Here is a 15578-nt window from a genome sequence, read left to right on the forward strand (position 1 = left end):
GAAAAACGCGATATGGGTATGGCTTTTCTATTGGTTGAGAGGGGATACAACGCTGGCAGCCGCATCGAGCTGAAGCAGTTCCCTATTTCCATTGGCCGCGATCCCACCAATGAAGTGGTGCTCCGCGACGCTGAATCTTCCCGTCATCACGTTCGCATCAAAAAACGTGGCCGCCTGTTCATTCTCGAAGATCTTGAATCCCGCAATGGAACCTATATCAATGGCGATCGGGTCATCAATTCGACTCTCGACAACGGCGATCGCATTCTGATTGGTTCCACGGAATTTACGTTTGTGGCTCCTGATAGTGGCATTCATATCGCCACCGATCTGATGCGCTTTGATATGCAGCTGGATGAACCGGCTGGGATCAAAGGACCGATCGAGCTGGAAAATCCTCATCGCCATCACTTCCGCCGTGCCGTGCGCCTGGATCCCAGTACGCTGGCCAACAATGTGATGAGCAACACGCAGGCCATCTCGGATATCTTCAATTACCACAGCAACCTTATCGTTATCAAAGACCTGAATGAAAGCTGCAATACGCTTCTCAAGAGCGTGGGTAAAATCATCAGCAATGCGTCCCGCGCAGCGGTGTTTATCTGGTCAGATCAAACAAGGCAGCTGATTCCTTATGCCATTAAAAATTTCAAGGAAGGCAGCAACGGCTTCCTGCTCAGCAAAAGCGCCTTCGAAGATGCCTTATCCCGGAAGCAGGGTATTCTGCTGAATCCTGAATCTCGTGTGACACACGAAGGCCGCAGTCGCGCTATCCTTCCCGTTTGCCATAACGAAGAGATTATCGCCCTCGTTCATATCGAGATCGACAGCCCCCAGGAGAGTTTCTCGATCCAGGAACTGGAAACGAGCCAGGCTTTGCTGCAGCGTGCTTCGCCCATTATCGAATCGATGCTGCTGCGCAAGGAACTCGACTCCTGGCTCTTTGGTATCATCGATACCATGATGAGCACCATCGAAGCCAAGGATACCTATACCCGAGGCCATTCCGAACGCGTGTCCAGCTACTGCATGGCGATCGCCGATGAGATGAAGCTGCACAAGGACGTCAAGCGTTTGCTGATGATCAGTTCACTGTGCCACGATATTGGTAAAATCGGAATACCGGATGCAATTCTGAAGAAAGCCGGTATGCTAAGCTCCGAAGAATATGCCGAGATGAAACTGCATCCGACTATCGGCGCGAATATCATCGGTCATCTGCCCAATGCCCAGCGTATTATTTCAGGCGTCAAATACCATCACGAAAAATGGGACGGCACCGGCTATCCCGAAGGCCTCGCCGGCGAGGATATTCCTTTCTTTGGCCGCATCGTGGCGATTTCTGATGTGTTCGATGCCATGGTTTCCGGCCGGGTTTATTCCGGTTTCATGGACCAGGATGAAGCGGTTGACCGTCTGATGAGCGAATCGGACCTGTTCGATCCTGAGATTCTCAAAGCCTTCGCTCGCGCCTGTGAAAAAGGCACGCTTTCCCTCAAGACCTCCACGCAAAACAATGAGATTGATCCGGAACTTGGTGCTGAAACCGAAATTACCAAAATCAACAAACGCTGAAAGCCCTGCCCTCCAGTATCCAAAGCCACCTGCCAGAGTTACAATGATAGTGATATCTGTTGCAACCGACGGGAAAGGGCTAACTGATGTGGAGTCAGCTGGCGGTCAGTTTACAAAACGGCAATCTCTATCTGATCGCGATCATCGCTCTCGGTTTCATTGGAACCCTGATCATCTTTGAACGCCTGATCATGCTGCAGTTTGTTTACAACGTTGATTTCAAAAAGTTTTTGAACAACCTTCGCCGTTCGGTCCAAGCCGAGGATCTGGAACGCGCGGTGAGTATCTGTAAGAACGCGTCCTACACCACGCTGCCATCCATCGGTCTTAAGGCTCTGGAAGCTTTGGAGCGCGATCCGCATACCGTACGCGGTACGATCGAGGAAGAAACGATCGACTTCCTGCCCAAGCTTGAGGCCCGCATCAGCATTCTGCCCGCTCTGTCGACTCTCATTCTGCTTATCGGCATTTTGGGAACCATCGACGGTCTCTGGGCGGCTTTTGATTCGATTGAAATCCTTGATACATCGGAAAAGCAGGCCCGCCTCGCCAACGGCATTGCCGGCTCACTCAATCCCACCACCATGGGTCTTTTAATGAGCATGCTGTTTCTGACCGGACATCAGATGCTGCGCGGTCTGGCCATTCGCCTGACCGAGCGCGTGCATTACGGTGTGTCGGTTCTCATCAACCTTCTGGCCCCGCAGGAAATGGCAACCTATATGGCCGCGCCGATGACGGAAGCCGCACCGATTGCCCAGGAACCCGTGAGCAAGCGCGAAGCCGCGCCGAGTGAATCCAAGACCGAGGTGGAAGATGACAGCTTCGACGATGCTTCAGTTGAAGATATCAAGGACGAAGAAGAGATTATCTAATAACGTCTGGTACCTTCCCATCAGCGTCCTGGCCGCCGTCGGACTCATGTTTTATCTGTCGTCCGTTCTGCGGGCGATATCCATGGCGGGCCGCTATGGTTTGATTGAAGCGGAAATTCCCGTGGTCCAAGTACCGATCCAGGACCTGGGATTCAAGCATTTTGCCGAGCAGGGCAGCGAGACGCTGTCGGCGGATACACCGCTTGTTCTGCTGACGCGCGATGCTTTTTTCTTTGGTTCCGTCGGGGCCTTTGCTCAGGATCTGACCAACGTGCGCAATAAATTTTATATTCCGCATGCGGATGGTGCGCCTCAGTTGAATCGTCTGGCCAAGGATATGGAACGCTGGCTCCAGGAAAAAGCTGAGGAAACCGGCAAGGTAAGACCGCGGACGGTGCTCTTTCTGCCAACAGAGGAAATTCCGATGCCGATTGTGATTCAATGCATTTCGGGACTGCGCAGCTCCCGTCTGTTCGATAAGGTCGTGGTCGGAGGCGGACTCATATGAATGGCCCGCATGCCCGCAATCAAAGCTGGGTGGAAGCCCTGCTGGGTCTCAAGGAAAGACTGCAGGAACCCATCCTGTGGTTTCCCTTTCCGGCGTTGATTGCTTTTGGTTTGGTCATCATCCTGCGCGGTCATCTGCTGACGGGTTTGAATCCACGCCTCGGAGCGCGGGTGGATGTGATTCAATATGATGCCAAAAATCTTCCGGATGGCGGTATTTGGCTCGGCGTGTTTCAGGATGGCAAACAGGTGCTCGTCGTCACCTCCGATCGTCGCCGTTTCACCTGGCCCATCGATTCCCAGAATATGAAAGACGTGGAACCGCTTGTCACCTATTTGAAAAATCGGGTGAAGAAGGAAGCCTACTCCACGGCCATTAAACTCGAAAGCAACCTGACGCGAACCACGGCCGTGCTCGCCGTGGACCAGAAGCTGAAATACATTCATCTGCGGCCTGTGATCTATGCTCTGGCGGAGGCCCGCATAGCCAAATACGGTTTTGAAACGAGGGTGCTCAAGCACTGAGGGAGACGAGTTTCTGAAGCGCTCCTGGTTGAAATTGCGGCGCAAGCCGCAGGACAATTACAAGGTTTTCGTTGAGGTTCATCAAAATGGTGAGCTCCTCTCGAAGACCTCGCGTCCATTCACCAAACGCGGCTCCATTAATTTGACGAGTGATCCAGATGGGGAACTGACCGCACCGTTTTACGCCCTGCCGACCGACATCCGCATTCTGAAGATCACCAAACGTGGTGTGGAAGTCGATCTGGACCCCAACTGGGAAGGCTTCACCACCTTTGAAGGCAAGATCGAGGACATCAACTCCGATCGTAAATCGGCCTACACGCACATTATGAAAAAGGGCGATTACGGCAGTATCGCTTATAACGATCTACGTGTTCTGATTCGCATTGGCAAGGAACGCCAGACCCGGATGGTGCAGCAGACCACCAATCGGGAATATCGGGGTTCATCCCTGGACCTTTGGTTTGGTGGACGACAGGATCTGAAATTTCTAGGCGTTGGCCTTGTGTCTTCTCTCTGGTTCATGGGTGGATTCGTGCTCGGCCTGTTGAAAAAACCCGATGATCGGCCGCGCGGCTTTATTGACTTGCGCAATGAATATACTCTGCCCTTTATTCATCCCAAGCATCTGCGGAACGTCCCGGAAAGCTTGCAGGTCAGGTATGATCGTTTGGTTCCCATCCGCTCGGCCATGGAATTTGCCAAAGGTTTCACCGACACGCTCCTGGGCTATGATGGGCTGAAATCAAACAACCAGGCCCAGCATCCTGTTTTTCTCGAATCACGGCAGCATTATCGCAATCTCTATCGCCAACTGGGCGATGATATCGACACCATCCTCGCTAAACGGGAAAACCTGGAAGGCCGGATTCTGAATGATCGGCGCAATGCTTTGGTGGCCCTGCCCTACGTCATGGGAGAAAGCTTCCGTGGCAGCCTTCTGCGCCTCGAGGATAAACTCAATATCTGGCATCAGAACGCGCAGCTGACCTTGGAGTTACGCAAGAAGGTGACCCAGGAATTTACCTCGGATCGCCACTACGATTTCAATGAGTACAGACAGACGGTCGAGCCGACCAAGGTTCAACTCTTCAAGTCGGAGCCCACCGATGAAGAGGCGATGTATAAGGAAGTCGAGCAGCTGGCCCGCTTTGCCGAGGATCATCAGAAACGCATCGTCAAATACCGCGAGCCCGTGGTACCGGTGACCGTGGACAATTCCAGCCCGCTGGTGGTGTCCGCCGATAGCAGCTTTCTCAGTCTGATCGAGCAGGGCAGTTTCCGTAATTTCAACGAAAAAGTCAGCCAGATCCAGGCTTCGATTTTCGATCCTGACAAACCTAAGATTGTGCGAGAACCTCTCATTGGAACGCTTGATCCCAAATTGATCGAGCAGACCATAGCCCGTTACCGCTTTGAACTGCAGCTGTGTTACGAGCTGGCGCTACGACGCAACCAGCAGACAGTGGGCGCCATGGAGTGGCAATGGCACCTCGACACCCAGGGTCAGGTTTACGATATCGACCTTGTCAAAAGTTCAATCAGCGACTCCAAAATGATCGACTGTGTGCGCGGCAAGATTGCTAATTGGAAATGGCCCAGGCCACAGAAGGGAAGCATCCAGATCAGTTATCCCTTCCTTTTCAAGCCTGCAAAAGGATAGCAATTTGACCGCAACTTCTGTATAAACGCTCAGTTTTCGCGACGCCAGCGTCGCTGCTGCTGGCACTTTCCGGACGAAATCAATGCACAATACCCTTCAAGCTCAGTCTCTCCAGGATCCGAAACGAGTGTATATCTTTACGGTCGGGGGCTGCGGCGAGTTTGGGATGAATCTCACGCTCTATGTCAGTCAAGGGGTCTGCCTCGTGGTGGACTGCGGCCTATCCTTTGCCGAACCTTTTGAAATCGGCATTGATGCGCATATCCCGGCCTGGGAAGAGCTGGAAAGCATCCTCGGCATGAAGCCCACCGCGTACCTCATCACGCATGGGCACGAAGATCATCTCGGCGCCCTCCCCTACTTTTTGACGCGATGGCCGGCTCCGGTTTATATCGGACCCTGGGCTTTGGAACTGCTGAAAGATAAGCTTAATCAGCTCCGTGACCAGACCAGCTATATATTCCACGAAATCAAATCCGGTGAATCCTGCCGCGTCGGCCATGCAAAAATCGACTGGATCCATGTCCCCCATTCGATCCCGCACTGCAGTGCCCTGGCGATTGATATGGGACACGGCAATCGGATCTTTCATACCGGTGACTTCAAGGTTCGCGGATTTTTGCCCATTGATCCGGACCTGCCCCTGGACCTTGTGAGCAAAGCAGCCAAGGCTTCACCCTTCCGCGTCATGGTTTCGGACAGTACCAATGCAGGATCGACTGGGGAATGCCCGAGTGAGAATACCGTTCTTTCAGAGCTGAAAGCCTGTTTTGCCGGAGCGCAGGGCATCAGCTATCTCACCACGTTTTCCAGTAACCTCTGGCGCATCAAATCCGTTCTGCGCGCCGCCATGGAAACGCAAAAGCGGGTCATGACCTTTGGCGCCGGGATCCGCCGCAGCCTGGAAACCGCTGCGAGATTGAAATTGCTCGGCGACGAGGCCCAGGCTCTGGTTGATGAGGACGGTGGATCGCGCCTGAACCGCAAAGACCTTGTGGTGCTTTGCTCCGGATGCCAGGGTGAGTATCGTTCAGGCCTTACGCGCATTATCAATGGTGATGTCCATCATCTCGATGTCAGGGCCGAGGATCAGGTGATCTTTTCCTCAAGGGTGATTCCTGGCAACGAAAAGGCCATTTTTAAGCTCATCAGCCTTTGCCATGAAAAGGGTGCGAAGGTGATCACGGCGCGGGAGAAACCTGACATTCATGTCAGTGGTCACGCCTATGCCGGGGATCTGACCCGATTGATGCAGGCTGTGAATCCTCAATATTATATGCCGGTCCATGGGACCTTCACACAAATCAAAACCAATCAGGCACTGGCTCCCAGGATGGAACAGGTGATTGCGTCTCGCAACGGTCGCGTGATCGCCGTTGGCGCCGATGGTTTTGAAACCTTCGCTGAGTTCGATCTGCCTTTGCTTTTCATCGATTCGTGGTCGCGTTTGCCGATGAGTTACGACAATATGCGTTCACGGCATAAGATCGGCGATACAGGTATGGCCATCTGCACTGGTCTTCTGGGTCCGCAGAATCATATGCAGGTTGAAGTGGAATTTATCGGCCTGCCCTTCGCTGACCAGGCGGATGAAGAGGCATGCGAAATGCAGATACTCGGCAGCCTGCATCATTTGTATCAGGCCGAAGCGCGTAAGGAATTTTCGCTGGTTTCTTTCAACGAGCAGGCGCGGCTCATGATTCGGCGCAAACTGTCCGAGCGCTTCGTGAAAAAACCGGTTGTTATCAGCAAAATCTACGCTATCGACAGGTGAATATATGGACTGGAGTATAGAACACAAAAAGATTCTGGCTCAAACCCCGGTCTTTCAACTTGAAGAAGTTTCGCTGATTCAAAATGCGGACCGTAAGCCGGTGGCCTTGCCCTATTACCGTATCCACACACGTTCGTGGGTCAATGTTTTCGCTCTGACCAAGGATTCGAAGGCTATTCTGGTGCGCCAGCCCAGGGTGGGCATGATGCAAATGACGCTTGAGGTGCCTGGCGGTGGTATCGACACGGATGAGGATCCGGCAGCGGCTGCGGCCCGTGAGCTGGAAGAGGAAACTGGCTATCGCGCGGGAAGCCTTGAATTTGTAGGCGTGGTCAGTCCCAATCCAGCAATCATGACCAATCGGCTCCATATGTTCCTGGCTCGCGACTGTTACATGCCACCCGATCGTCAGCATTTCCCGGATCTCACGGAGCGGATCGAAGTCAGGACTCTGTCCCTGGCGGAACTCGATGCTACAATAAAAGAAGGCGGCATTCACAATGCCCTTGCTGCCCTGACCATCCTGATGTCCCGGCGCTTTCTTTTGAACGACTGATTTCAAACTAATAGTTTTTCCTTTTTAGCGGAGAATTTACATATGAAGACGATCACTCTTGTCCCCGGAGACGGCATAGGTCCAGAGATTTCCGAAAGTGTTAAACAGGTGTTTGAGGCCCTTAGAGCACCCGTGCGCTGGGAGCAGGTGGAATGCGGCCTGACAGCTTTCGAGAAAACCGGTCAGCTCATGCCCCAGGAGTTCGTCGACAGCTTCAATCGCAACAAGATTGCCATCAAAGGCCCAACCACCACACCCATTGGCGGCGGTCACCGTTCCATCAATGTCCAGATGCGGCAGCAGTGGAATCTTTACGCCAACGTTCGCCCGATCAAAAATTTCCCCGGATTGCCGAGTCACTATTCCGGCATCGATATGATCATCGTCCGTGAAAACTCGGAAGATCTTTACAAGGGCATTGAATACAAGATCTCAGAAGGTGTGGCGCAAGGCATCAAGCTCATCACGGCAGAAGCTTCGGAACGCATTGGACGTCATGCTTTTGAGCTGGCACGCAAGTTGAAGCGAAAGCGGGTTCTGGTCGTGCATAAAGCCAACATCATGAAGTTCACAGATGGGTTGTTTCTGGATTCGATCCACAAGGTTTCGGCAGCGTATCCGGATATCGAATTCGGTGACATGATCGTCGACAACTGCTGTATGCAGATGGTCATGAAGCCCACCCAGTTCGACGTCATCGTCACGGAAAACCTTTATGGGGATATTCTATCGGATCTCGGCGCTGGTTTGATCGGCGGCCTGGGTCTTGCCTCCGGCGCCAACATCGGTGATACTCACGCGATTTTTGAAGCGGTGCACGGCACGGCTCCGGATATTGCGGGCCAGGACAAGGCCAATCCCACAGCGCTCCTTCTGAGTGCGGCTTCCATGCTGGATTACATCGGGGAGTTGCCTATGGGCGAAAGCTTGCGCAATGCGATTACCCATACTTTGGCCAATCCCGAGCAAAGAACAGGTGATTTGGGTGGAAAGTTGGGCACCCGCGCCCTCACCCAGGCCGTGATCGGCAACCTCAAGTAGAAGAAGTCGCTCAAGCCTGAATTTGTCAAAAAGCCAGGTCCGTTTTTTCAGGCGGGCCGGCTTAAAAAACTCCCTTCTGAAGTTTTTTCCTGTAAGTTCCCTCAACATCCGACGACAATCGCCGATAGTCTGAGCAGTACGATCGCGAAAGACCGTGCAGGGTTTAACCTGCCAGATCGGGAGTATCATGCAACGTAAGGTGCATGCCGTCGGACGCACCGATATCGGCCGCGTACGATCCACCAACCAGGATTCCATGCTCGTGGAAAACGAGACGGGACTCTTTGTTGTCGCGGACGGCATGGGGGGTCATGCAGGAGGCGAGATTGCCAGCCGCATCTGTATCGAACAGGTGAAGCGCGAAGTCGCGTCCAAGATTGATCCTGAACTTGTACAATCCGTGAAAAGCCATCCTGATCCCGCTCTCCTTCAGGCCTTGGCGAATTCCATCAACTATGCCTCGGCCAGGATTTACGAACATTCGCTCGAAGACCCAAGCCTCAGGGGTATGGGAACCACGGCGACTGTGGTTAAAATAGTGGAAGACTACGCGTACTGCGCTCACGTGGGTGACAGCCGCTTTTATCTCGTCCGCAGCGGCTTTATCTATCAGCTGACGTTTGATCATTCCCTGGTCAATGAACAGGTTCGCGCCGGCATTCTCACGCCAGAAGAAGCCGAGGTTCATCATTTGAAGAATGTGATCACGCGCAGTGTCGGCTATCAGGAAGAAGAAGATGTCGACACGCTGTGTGTGCAACTGGAAAAAGGCGATCTGCTCGTGCTCTGCAGCGATGGGCTGCACGGCAAAATCAATGATGCCGAGCTGTCTCAGATAGCCAACAAGCGCGGGACAGCGTCTGTCGCGGAATTGGTGGACCTTGCCAACGATCGAGGGGGAGAGGATAATATTACTTTGATCATGGCTGAAGTGCGTTGAAAGGAAAGAGATGGCTCTGCGTAAAATCACCATCGTCCTGATCCCGGAGAATGCCAGGCAGGCCAGGCAGATTAAAATCCCCCGCGCCGTGGTGCGAGCCTTCTACGCCGGATCTTTCCTTGGTTCCATGATTCTTGGCTACCTCATTTATGATTACACCCAGCTGCGCGGCCTGCGCGAATCCTATCAAAAAATTGCCGCGGAAAATCAAGGTCTGCGTGGTGAAGCCCAGCTTCTGCTCAGCAATTTGGAAGAAGTGAAGCGTTCGCTGCAACGGGTGCAGGATTACAGTGAAAAACTCGGTGAACTGACCCAGCTTAAGGTGAAACGTTTCAGCACCCGCACGGGCATCGGCCCACTGACGCCGCAGGAATATCATCATGCCCGTCAGGAATCGGTGATCGATCCGCAGGATTCTCAGCATCTGCCACTGGGTATCGATCTGGATCGACTCATATTCCGCACGGCTTTTGAAAAAATGAAAACCATTGGCAGCAATGCCAACCAGAATGCTTTGCGTTTGCAGAAACTGCTGTCGACCTTAAGCCAGCAACGTTCGCTTCTGGCCTCGGTTCCATCCGTCACTCCCGTCGATGGGTGGATCACCTCAGGATTTGGCTCGCGGACTTCGCCTTTCACAGGTGATCGCGATGTGCACATGGGGCTGGATATCGCCGCTCCTATTGGCACCCCGATCTATGCTCCCGCCGATGGCGTGGTCATTTTCTCGGGAAACAAGGACGGCTTCGGCAATTTTATCATGATCGCTCATGGCTTTGGCGTTGTGTCCCGCTACGGGCATAATGCCGAAAATTTAGTGCAGCCGGGACAGAAGATCAATCGTGGCGAACAGATAGCCACAGTTGGTATGTCAGGCCGCACGACAGGTCCCCACTGCCACTACGAAGTAATTTTAAACGGCAACGCCGTTGACCCGCGCAAATTCATCCTTAATTTGAACTAACGGATCGAGTCTCTTTCGATCACAGGGCCAGCAAGGCGGTGCCATCGCAGTCGGCGGAGGCACAAGCCAGCACTGGCCTTGGGCTCGGAAAAGCATTCCGCATTCGGGATTTTGGCGTTATACTCTTCGACTTGTCTGGGCATTCTTGCGCAGTTCAGCGGGATCAATTTTGCATCGCGGAATGCCTTCAGGTCACACTTACAATTCATGCACAAGCGGATCATACCATGTTAAGTCTGGCTCGTAAGGTCTTCGGTACCAAAAACGATCGAGAAGTCAAACGATACTCAAGTGTCGTCCAACAGATCAACTCGCTCGAACCTTCGATGAAGGCTTTGAGTGATGAAGCCTTGCGCGGCAAGACTCAGGAATTCAAGGACCGCCTGGCCAAGGGTGAAACTCTGGATGCCTTGGCGCCCGAAGCGTTCGCCGTAGTCCGTGAAGCCGCCCTCCGCACGCTGAATATGCGGCACTTCGATGTGCAGCTGATCGGTGGTCTGGCTTTGCATGAAGGCCGGATTTCAGAAATGAAAACTGGTGAAGGTAAAACCCTGACGGCGACCGGACCTGTTTACCTGAATGCGCTGGCTGGCAAGGGTGTGCATGTCGTGACCGTCAACGATTACCTCGCCTCCCGCGATGCGGCCCAGATGGGCAAGCTCTATAGCTTCCTTGGCCTGACCACCGGTCTGATCGTGCATGGGCTGACCGATCAGCAGCGCCGCGATGCTTATTTTTCCGACGTCACCTACGGGACCAACAACGAGTTTGGTTTCGATTACCTGCGCGATAACATGAAGACCGAGCTGTCGCGCTTTGTGCAAAGAGAGCACAACTTCTGTATCGTCGATGAAGTTGACTCCATTTTGATCGACGAAGCGCGGACGCCGCTGATTATTTCCGGTCCTTCGGAAACCCGGACCGAGCTTTACGTTAAGGTCAACGCTGCGATCCCTGGCCTGCAGAAGGACAGCGATTATATCGTCGATGAAAAATCGCGCGGCGTATCGCTGACCGAAGACGGCATCAGCAAACTGGAAAAGCGTCTGAACGTCGACAACCTCTATGACCCGCATAATATCGAATATCTCCACCACGTGCAGCAGGCGCTCAAGGCTCACATGATCTTCAAAAAAGATGTCGATTACGTGGTCCGTGATAACAAGGTCGTGATCGTCGATGAATTCACCGGCCGCCTGATGCCGGGTCGTCGCTACAGCGATGGCCTGCACGGTGCCTTGGAAGCCAAAGAACATCTGCAGGTTGAAAATGAAACCCAGGTTCTGGCCACCATCACCTTCCAGAACTTTTTCCGCCTTTATAAAAAACTCTCGGGCATGACCGGTACGGCGGATACCGAAGCGGTCGAATTCAAGAAGATCTATAACCTTGAAGTGGTGGTCATCCCCACCAACCGCACGCTGATTCGTAAGGATGAGCAGGACGAGGTTTATCGAACAGCGCGCGAGAAATTCGAACTGATCGCCGATGAGATCGCCATCGCTCAGAAGCGTGGGCAGCCGGTGCTGGTCGGTACGGTTTCCGTGGAAAAGTCCGAACTTTTGTCCAGTCTTTTGCGCAAGCGCAATATTCCGCATGAAATCCTGAACGCCAAGAACCACAGCCGTGAAGCGACGATTATCGCCAACGCGGGTCAGGCCGGAAACGTAACGATTTCAACGAACATGGCCGGTCGTGGAACTGATATTGTGCTGGGTGAAGGCGTGCGGGAACTCGGCGGTCTTTATGTGATCGGCACTGAACGCCATGAATCACGGCGTATCGATAACCAGCTCCGCGGTCGTTCCGGTCGTCAGGGTGACAATGGCCGCACCAAGTTCTATCTGTCGCTGGAAGATGATCTGATGCGGATTTTCGCTTCGGATCGCCTGTCGGCCATCATGGGCCGCCTTGGGATGAAAGAAGGCGAAGCCATTGTTTCGCCGATGGTCACCCGGGCCATTGAAAAAGCGCAGCGCCGTGTGGAAGAGCAGAACTTCTCGTCGCGGAAGCACGTTCTGGAATATGACGACGTCATGAACCAGCAGCGTCAGGTGGTTTACGCGCGTCGCCGCAAGATTTTGGAAGGCACGATCGAAACCACGTTCATGAGCGATGCCATTCGCAGTATTGCCGAAGGTATCCTGAGCAAGTATTCCCCTGAGACATCGACGGCCAAGGAATGGGATTACGAAGCGGTGGCCAAGGAGCTGCAAACCGAATTCCATACACCTTTCGATATTTCCAAGTTCGCGAAGGGTGATCATTCGGTTGCCGGTCTGATCGAGCCGATTCATGATCAGGTCACCGCCGAATACAATAAAAAGCGCGAGCAGGTCGGCGACGAGCTGATGAAGCGTATCGAAGCCTATGTTTATCTGCAGATCATCGACCAGAGCTGGAAGGACCACCTGCGTTCCATGGAAACTCTGCAGGATGCCGTGCGCCTGCGTGGTTACGGCCAGCGGGACCCTCTGCAGGAGTATAAAAAAGAAGCTTTCAAAATGTTTGAGAGCCTGATGGTCCGCATCGAAGACGAGACCGTGCTGGCCCTGATCCGCATGCCACCGCCTGAAATCCAGTATGAAGATGCGCCTCAGGTCGAAGAGCCGGATGAATCCCAGCTCAGTTTTGTGCATCCGGACGCCCATACCGCCTCGAACGCCAACGGTCACGCCAACGACGACGATGACGGCATGATTTATCATGGCAGCCGCGAAGGCTCGTCGGCCGGTCGCAGTGCCGAAACCGTGCGCCGGGATCAGGACAAGGTTGGACGCAATGATCCGTGCCCCTGCGGTTCGGGTTTGAAATTCAAGAAGTGTCACGGTCGTTTGAGCGGCGAAACTGGGGTATAATAGGCGGAGAACGATTCCTCTCATGAGGTGATCCGTGCATCGCGTATTTGATTTTACTCCTGCAGACCACGAAGTTGTGATATCCCGCATCCTCGTTCAGGTTCACCATGCCGTGGACGAGGCCTTTCCGCATGCGAAGCCGGCCTCGGCACGTTTTGCGAAAACAGCTTTTGTAGGTTATGACGAGCCGACCCTGACCCAGCTGATTCCCAGTGAAGCCATCAAGGAAGCTCTGGGCGAGGAAGCGGCCCGTGCTGTCAGCGGCGAATCCCCACTGCGGGCCCCGAAACCTCTGGAAGTGTCGGATGAACAGCCGATTTCGCAGGAAAACGACAATCTGCGAGAGATGGCCTGGTGGCGTTTATCAGAAAACATGCCCATGAAGCAGACGCTGATTGGCATTCTCGCTTTGGTGCTGGTGGGTTTGCTGGCTTACCTCCTGCTAAGCGAATAGGCATGATTTCAGGTTTTTTCCCGCGGAAAAGGTCCTTGCCTTTTCCCCGATCCCTCCGCTAATAAGTCCTTTCCTGTGTCTCTTCTTATTCACATGATCATAGATGGAAAATCCTATGTTACGTCATGATGGTCGGTCCTCGGATCAAATGCGTCCGCTCAGGATCACACCGCACTATACAAAAAATGCCACCGGCTCAGTTCTGATCGAGTACGGAGAAACGCGTGTGATCTGCACAGTCTGCGTCGAGGAGGGCATTCCGTCCTTCCTGAGAAACTCAAGTCCGGCTCAGGGCTGGCTGACGGCCGAATATGGAATGCTTCCCGGCGCTACAGAGAGCCGCACGCGTCGCGAGAGGCCGGCGCCCTCGGGCCGTTCCCAGGAGATTCAGAGGCTGATTGGACGGTCTCTGCGCGGGGTCATTGACCTGACGAAATGCGCGGATCTGACCTTCAACATCGACTGTGATGTCATTCAGGCTGATGGCGGAACCCGGACGGCGTCTATCACCGGGACCTATGTGGCTTTGAAAATTGCGGTGGATAAGCTCCTGCGCAGTGGTCGCTTGCATGAAAATCCGTTAACCGATGCTGTCGCCGCCGTTTCTGTGGGTTTGCGGGATAGTGAGACGCTGGTGGATTTGGATTATCAGGAAGACAGCACCGCTGATCTGGATATGAATGTGGTGATGACCCAGGGCGGTCGTTTCCTTGAAATCCAAGGGACTGCTGAACGGGCTTCGTTCTCTCGTCAGGATATCAATGCCATTCTGGATGCTGCTGAAGCTTCCTTGAAACCTGTCTTCGAGCTTTTGCATGAAGCTGCTGACGGGCATATGGTCGAGACTTAATCCTTCGCTTCGTCCCGGCTCAAAGAGCCGGGGGCGCTTCCCTGTCTGGTTTTCCCGCCATAGACTTCGTCAAAACCTTGCCAAGCAATGATTCCAGCATAAGAGACCGTCGTGTTTCACGTGAAACGTCGTCTTTGTGGGATTGATCTGCGCATTAATTGCCTAGCTTTATGAACTCAATGATCTGCAAGAAAGTTAATTAATAGTTAACTATCAGGCAGTCAGATTTATAAAATGGGATGCAGGTTAGTTAACGTTAAATTAATCTATGTGTAAGTTATTTAAGCAATAAATCAATGTAAGTTACTGAATATGCTACAGTAAATGAAAGTTAATTGAAAGACTTGGTATGACGATCAGGATAAACATGAGAAACAATCACACCTATATTATCCCAGCTTCTCCCGGAAGGGACGTGACTATCTTGATCTCCTGTTCTATGTCGCACGTGGAACAAAAATAAATTTAACGTATTTAGCCAATAAGTTGAAAGACTCGGGTCATCTCGATCCGTCAACGATCCTCACAGAACAAAAGATGAGGGATATGTATCTCGAAAAAATTTCGAGCGTCAACTTTAAGCAGGCAGTTTCTGATGTTTCGCCCTACCTTAGCCAACAGCAAATCGCATCATTGAAAAGCTGGAGTACAGGCTTTTTTTCAGCCTTAAATGAGCATCTAAGCGGATACTAATTTTATCATCTCAAGATCGTGCGCCCCACCCTAATATCAGGCTTACATGTCAGATGAGGACTCCACAATCCCACCCATTACGCGCCGGCAATATTCGTCGAAAATTGCCGCCTAGCTTAACTATCGAAGATAGAAGAATAAAATTGCGACACGCTCCCCCTGCATGCGGAATGTGTCAGCATTTTTGGGACAGCGCTAAAGAAAGTTTAAGAAACTTTTCTACCCGAGTACGAACACGGACTGTCGCGTGACTGGGATATTGATTCCAACTCGATCCTGTGGAATCGCAAGCTTGGGACCGCG

General features: G+C 52.8%; 13 protein-coding genes. All 13 read left to right on the forward strand.

From position 1 onward, the window contains the following. Positions 1-12: 12 nt before the first annotated feature. Entirely contained in the window at positions 13-1575 is a 1563-nt protein-coding gene (locus VE954_RS34710) for an HD domain-containing phosphohydrolase (RefSeq protein WP_324961723.1), read from the forward strand. 86 nt (positions 1576-1661) lie between these two features. Further along, on the forward strand, positions 1662-2450 hold the full coding sequence (locus tag VE954_RS34715) for a MotA/TolQ/ExbB proton channel family protein (protein WP_324961725.1): 789 nt from the start codon (positions 1662-1664) through the stop codon (positions 2448-2450). After that, positions 2416-2958, forward strand: a complete 543-nt coding sequence (locus VE954_RS34720) for a hypothetical protein (RefSeq protein WP_324961727.1) — start codon at positions 2416-2418, stop codon at positions 2956-2958. The genes VE954_RS34715 and VE954_RS34720 overlap by 35 nt, the downstream gene beginning before the upstream one ends. Next, positions 2955-3482, forward strand: coding sequence for a hypothetical protein (locus VE954_RS34725; protein ID WP_324961729.1), 528 nt, complete (start codon positions 2955-2957; stop codon positions 3480-3482). Before VE954_RS34720 ends, VE954_RS34725 begins: the two co-directional genes overlap by 4 nt. A gap of 28 nt (positions 3483-3510) precedes the next feature. Further along, positions 3511-5145, forward strand: a complete 1635-nt coding sequence (locus VE954_RS34730) for an AgmX/PglI C-terminal domain-containing protein (RefSeq protein WP_324961731.1) — start codon at positions 3511-3513, stop codon at positions 5143-5145. 82 nt (positions 5146-5227) lie between these two features. Next, a complete protein-coding gene (locus VE954_RS34735; protein ID WP_324961733.1) occupies positions 5228-6919 on the forward strand; it encodes a ribonuclease J in 1692 nt (563 codons plus the stop codon). A gap of 4 nt (positions 6920-6923) precedes the next feature. Further along, positions 6924-7475, forward strand: coding sequence for an NUDIX hydrolase (locus tag VE954_RS34740; RefSeq protein WP_324961735.1), 552 nt, complete (start codon positions 6924-6926; stop codon positions 7473-7475). A 42-nt stretch (positions 7476-7517) separates the two neighbouring features. Then, on the forward strand, positions 7518-8516 hold the full coding sequence (locus tag VE954_RS34745; RefSeq protein ID WP_324961737.1) for an isocitrate/isopropylmalate dehydrogenase family protein: 999 nt from the start codon (positions 7518-7520) through the stop codon (positions 8514-8516). A gap of 187 nt (positions 8517-8703) precedes the next feature. Further along, positions 8704-9456 (forward strand): Stp1/IreP family PP2C-type Ser/Thr phosphatase, encoded by a 753-nt coding sequence (locus VE954_RS34750; protein WP_324961739.1) that lies wholly within the window; start codon positions 8704-8706, stop codon positions 9454-9456. Positions 9457-9466: 10 nt separating this feature from the next. Next, positions 9467-10420 carry a M23 family metallopeptidase gene (locus VE954_RS34755; RefSeq protein WP_324961741.1) on the forward strand — a complete coding sequence of 318 codons (954 nt, stop codon included), beginning with the start codon at positions 9467-9469 and terminating at the stop codon, positions 10418-10420. 227 nt (positions 10421-10647) lie between these two features. After that, positions 10648-13278 carry a preprotein translocase subunit SecA gene (gene secA, locus VE954_RS34760; protein WP_324961743.1) on the forward strand — a complete coding sequence of 877 codons (2631 nt, stop codon included), beginning with the start codon at positions 10648-10650 and terminating at the stop codon, positions 13276-13278. Between the two features lie 34 nt (positions 13279-13312). Beyond that, positions 13313-13732, forward strand: a complete 420-nt coding sequence (locus VE954_RS34765) for a hypothetical protein (RefSeq protein ID WP_324961745.1) — start codon at positions 13313-13315, stop codon at positions 13730-13732. 103 nt (positions 13733-13835) lie between these two features. After that, positions 13836-14582, forward strand: a complete 747-nt coding sequence (gene rph, locus VE954_RS34770) for a ribonuclease PH (RefSeq protein ID WP_349263856.1) — start codon at positions 13836-13838, stop codon at positions 14580-14582. Positions 14583-15578: the final 996 nt, after the last annotated feature.

Source organism: Oligoflexus sp., from assembly GCF_035638955.1.
Taxonomy (GTDB): Bacteria; Bdellovibrionota_B; Oligoflexia; order Oligoflexales; family Oligoflexaceae; genus Oligoflexus.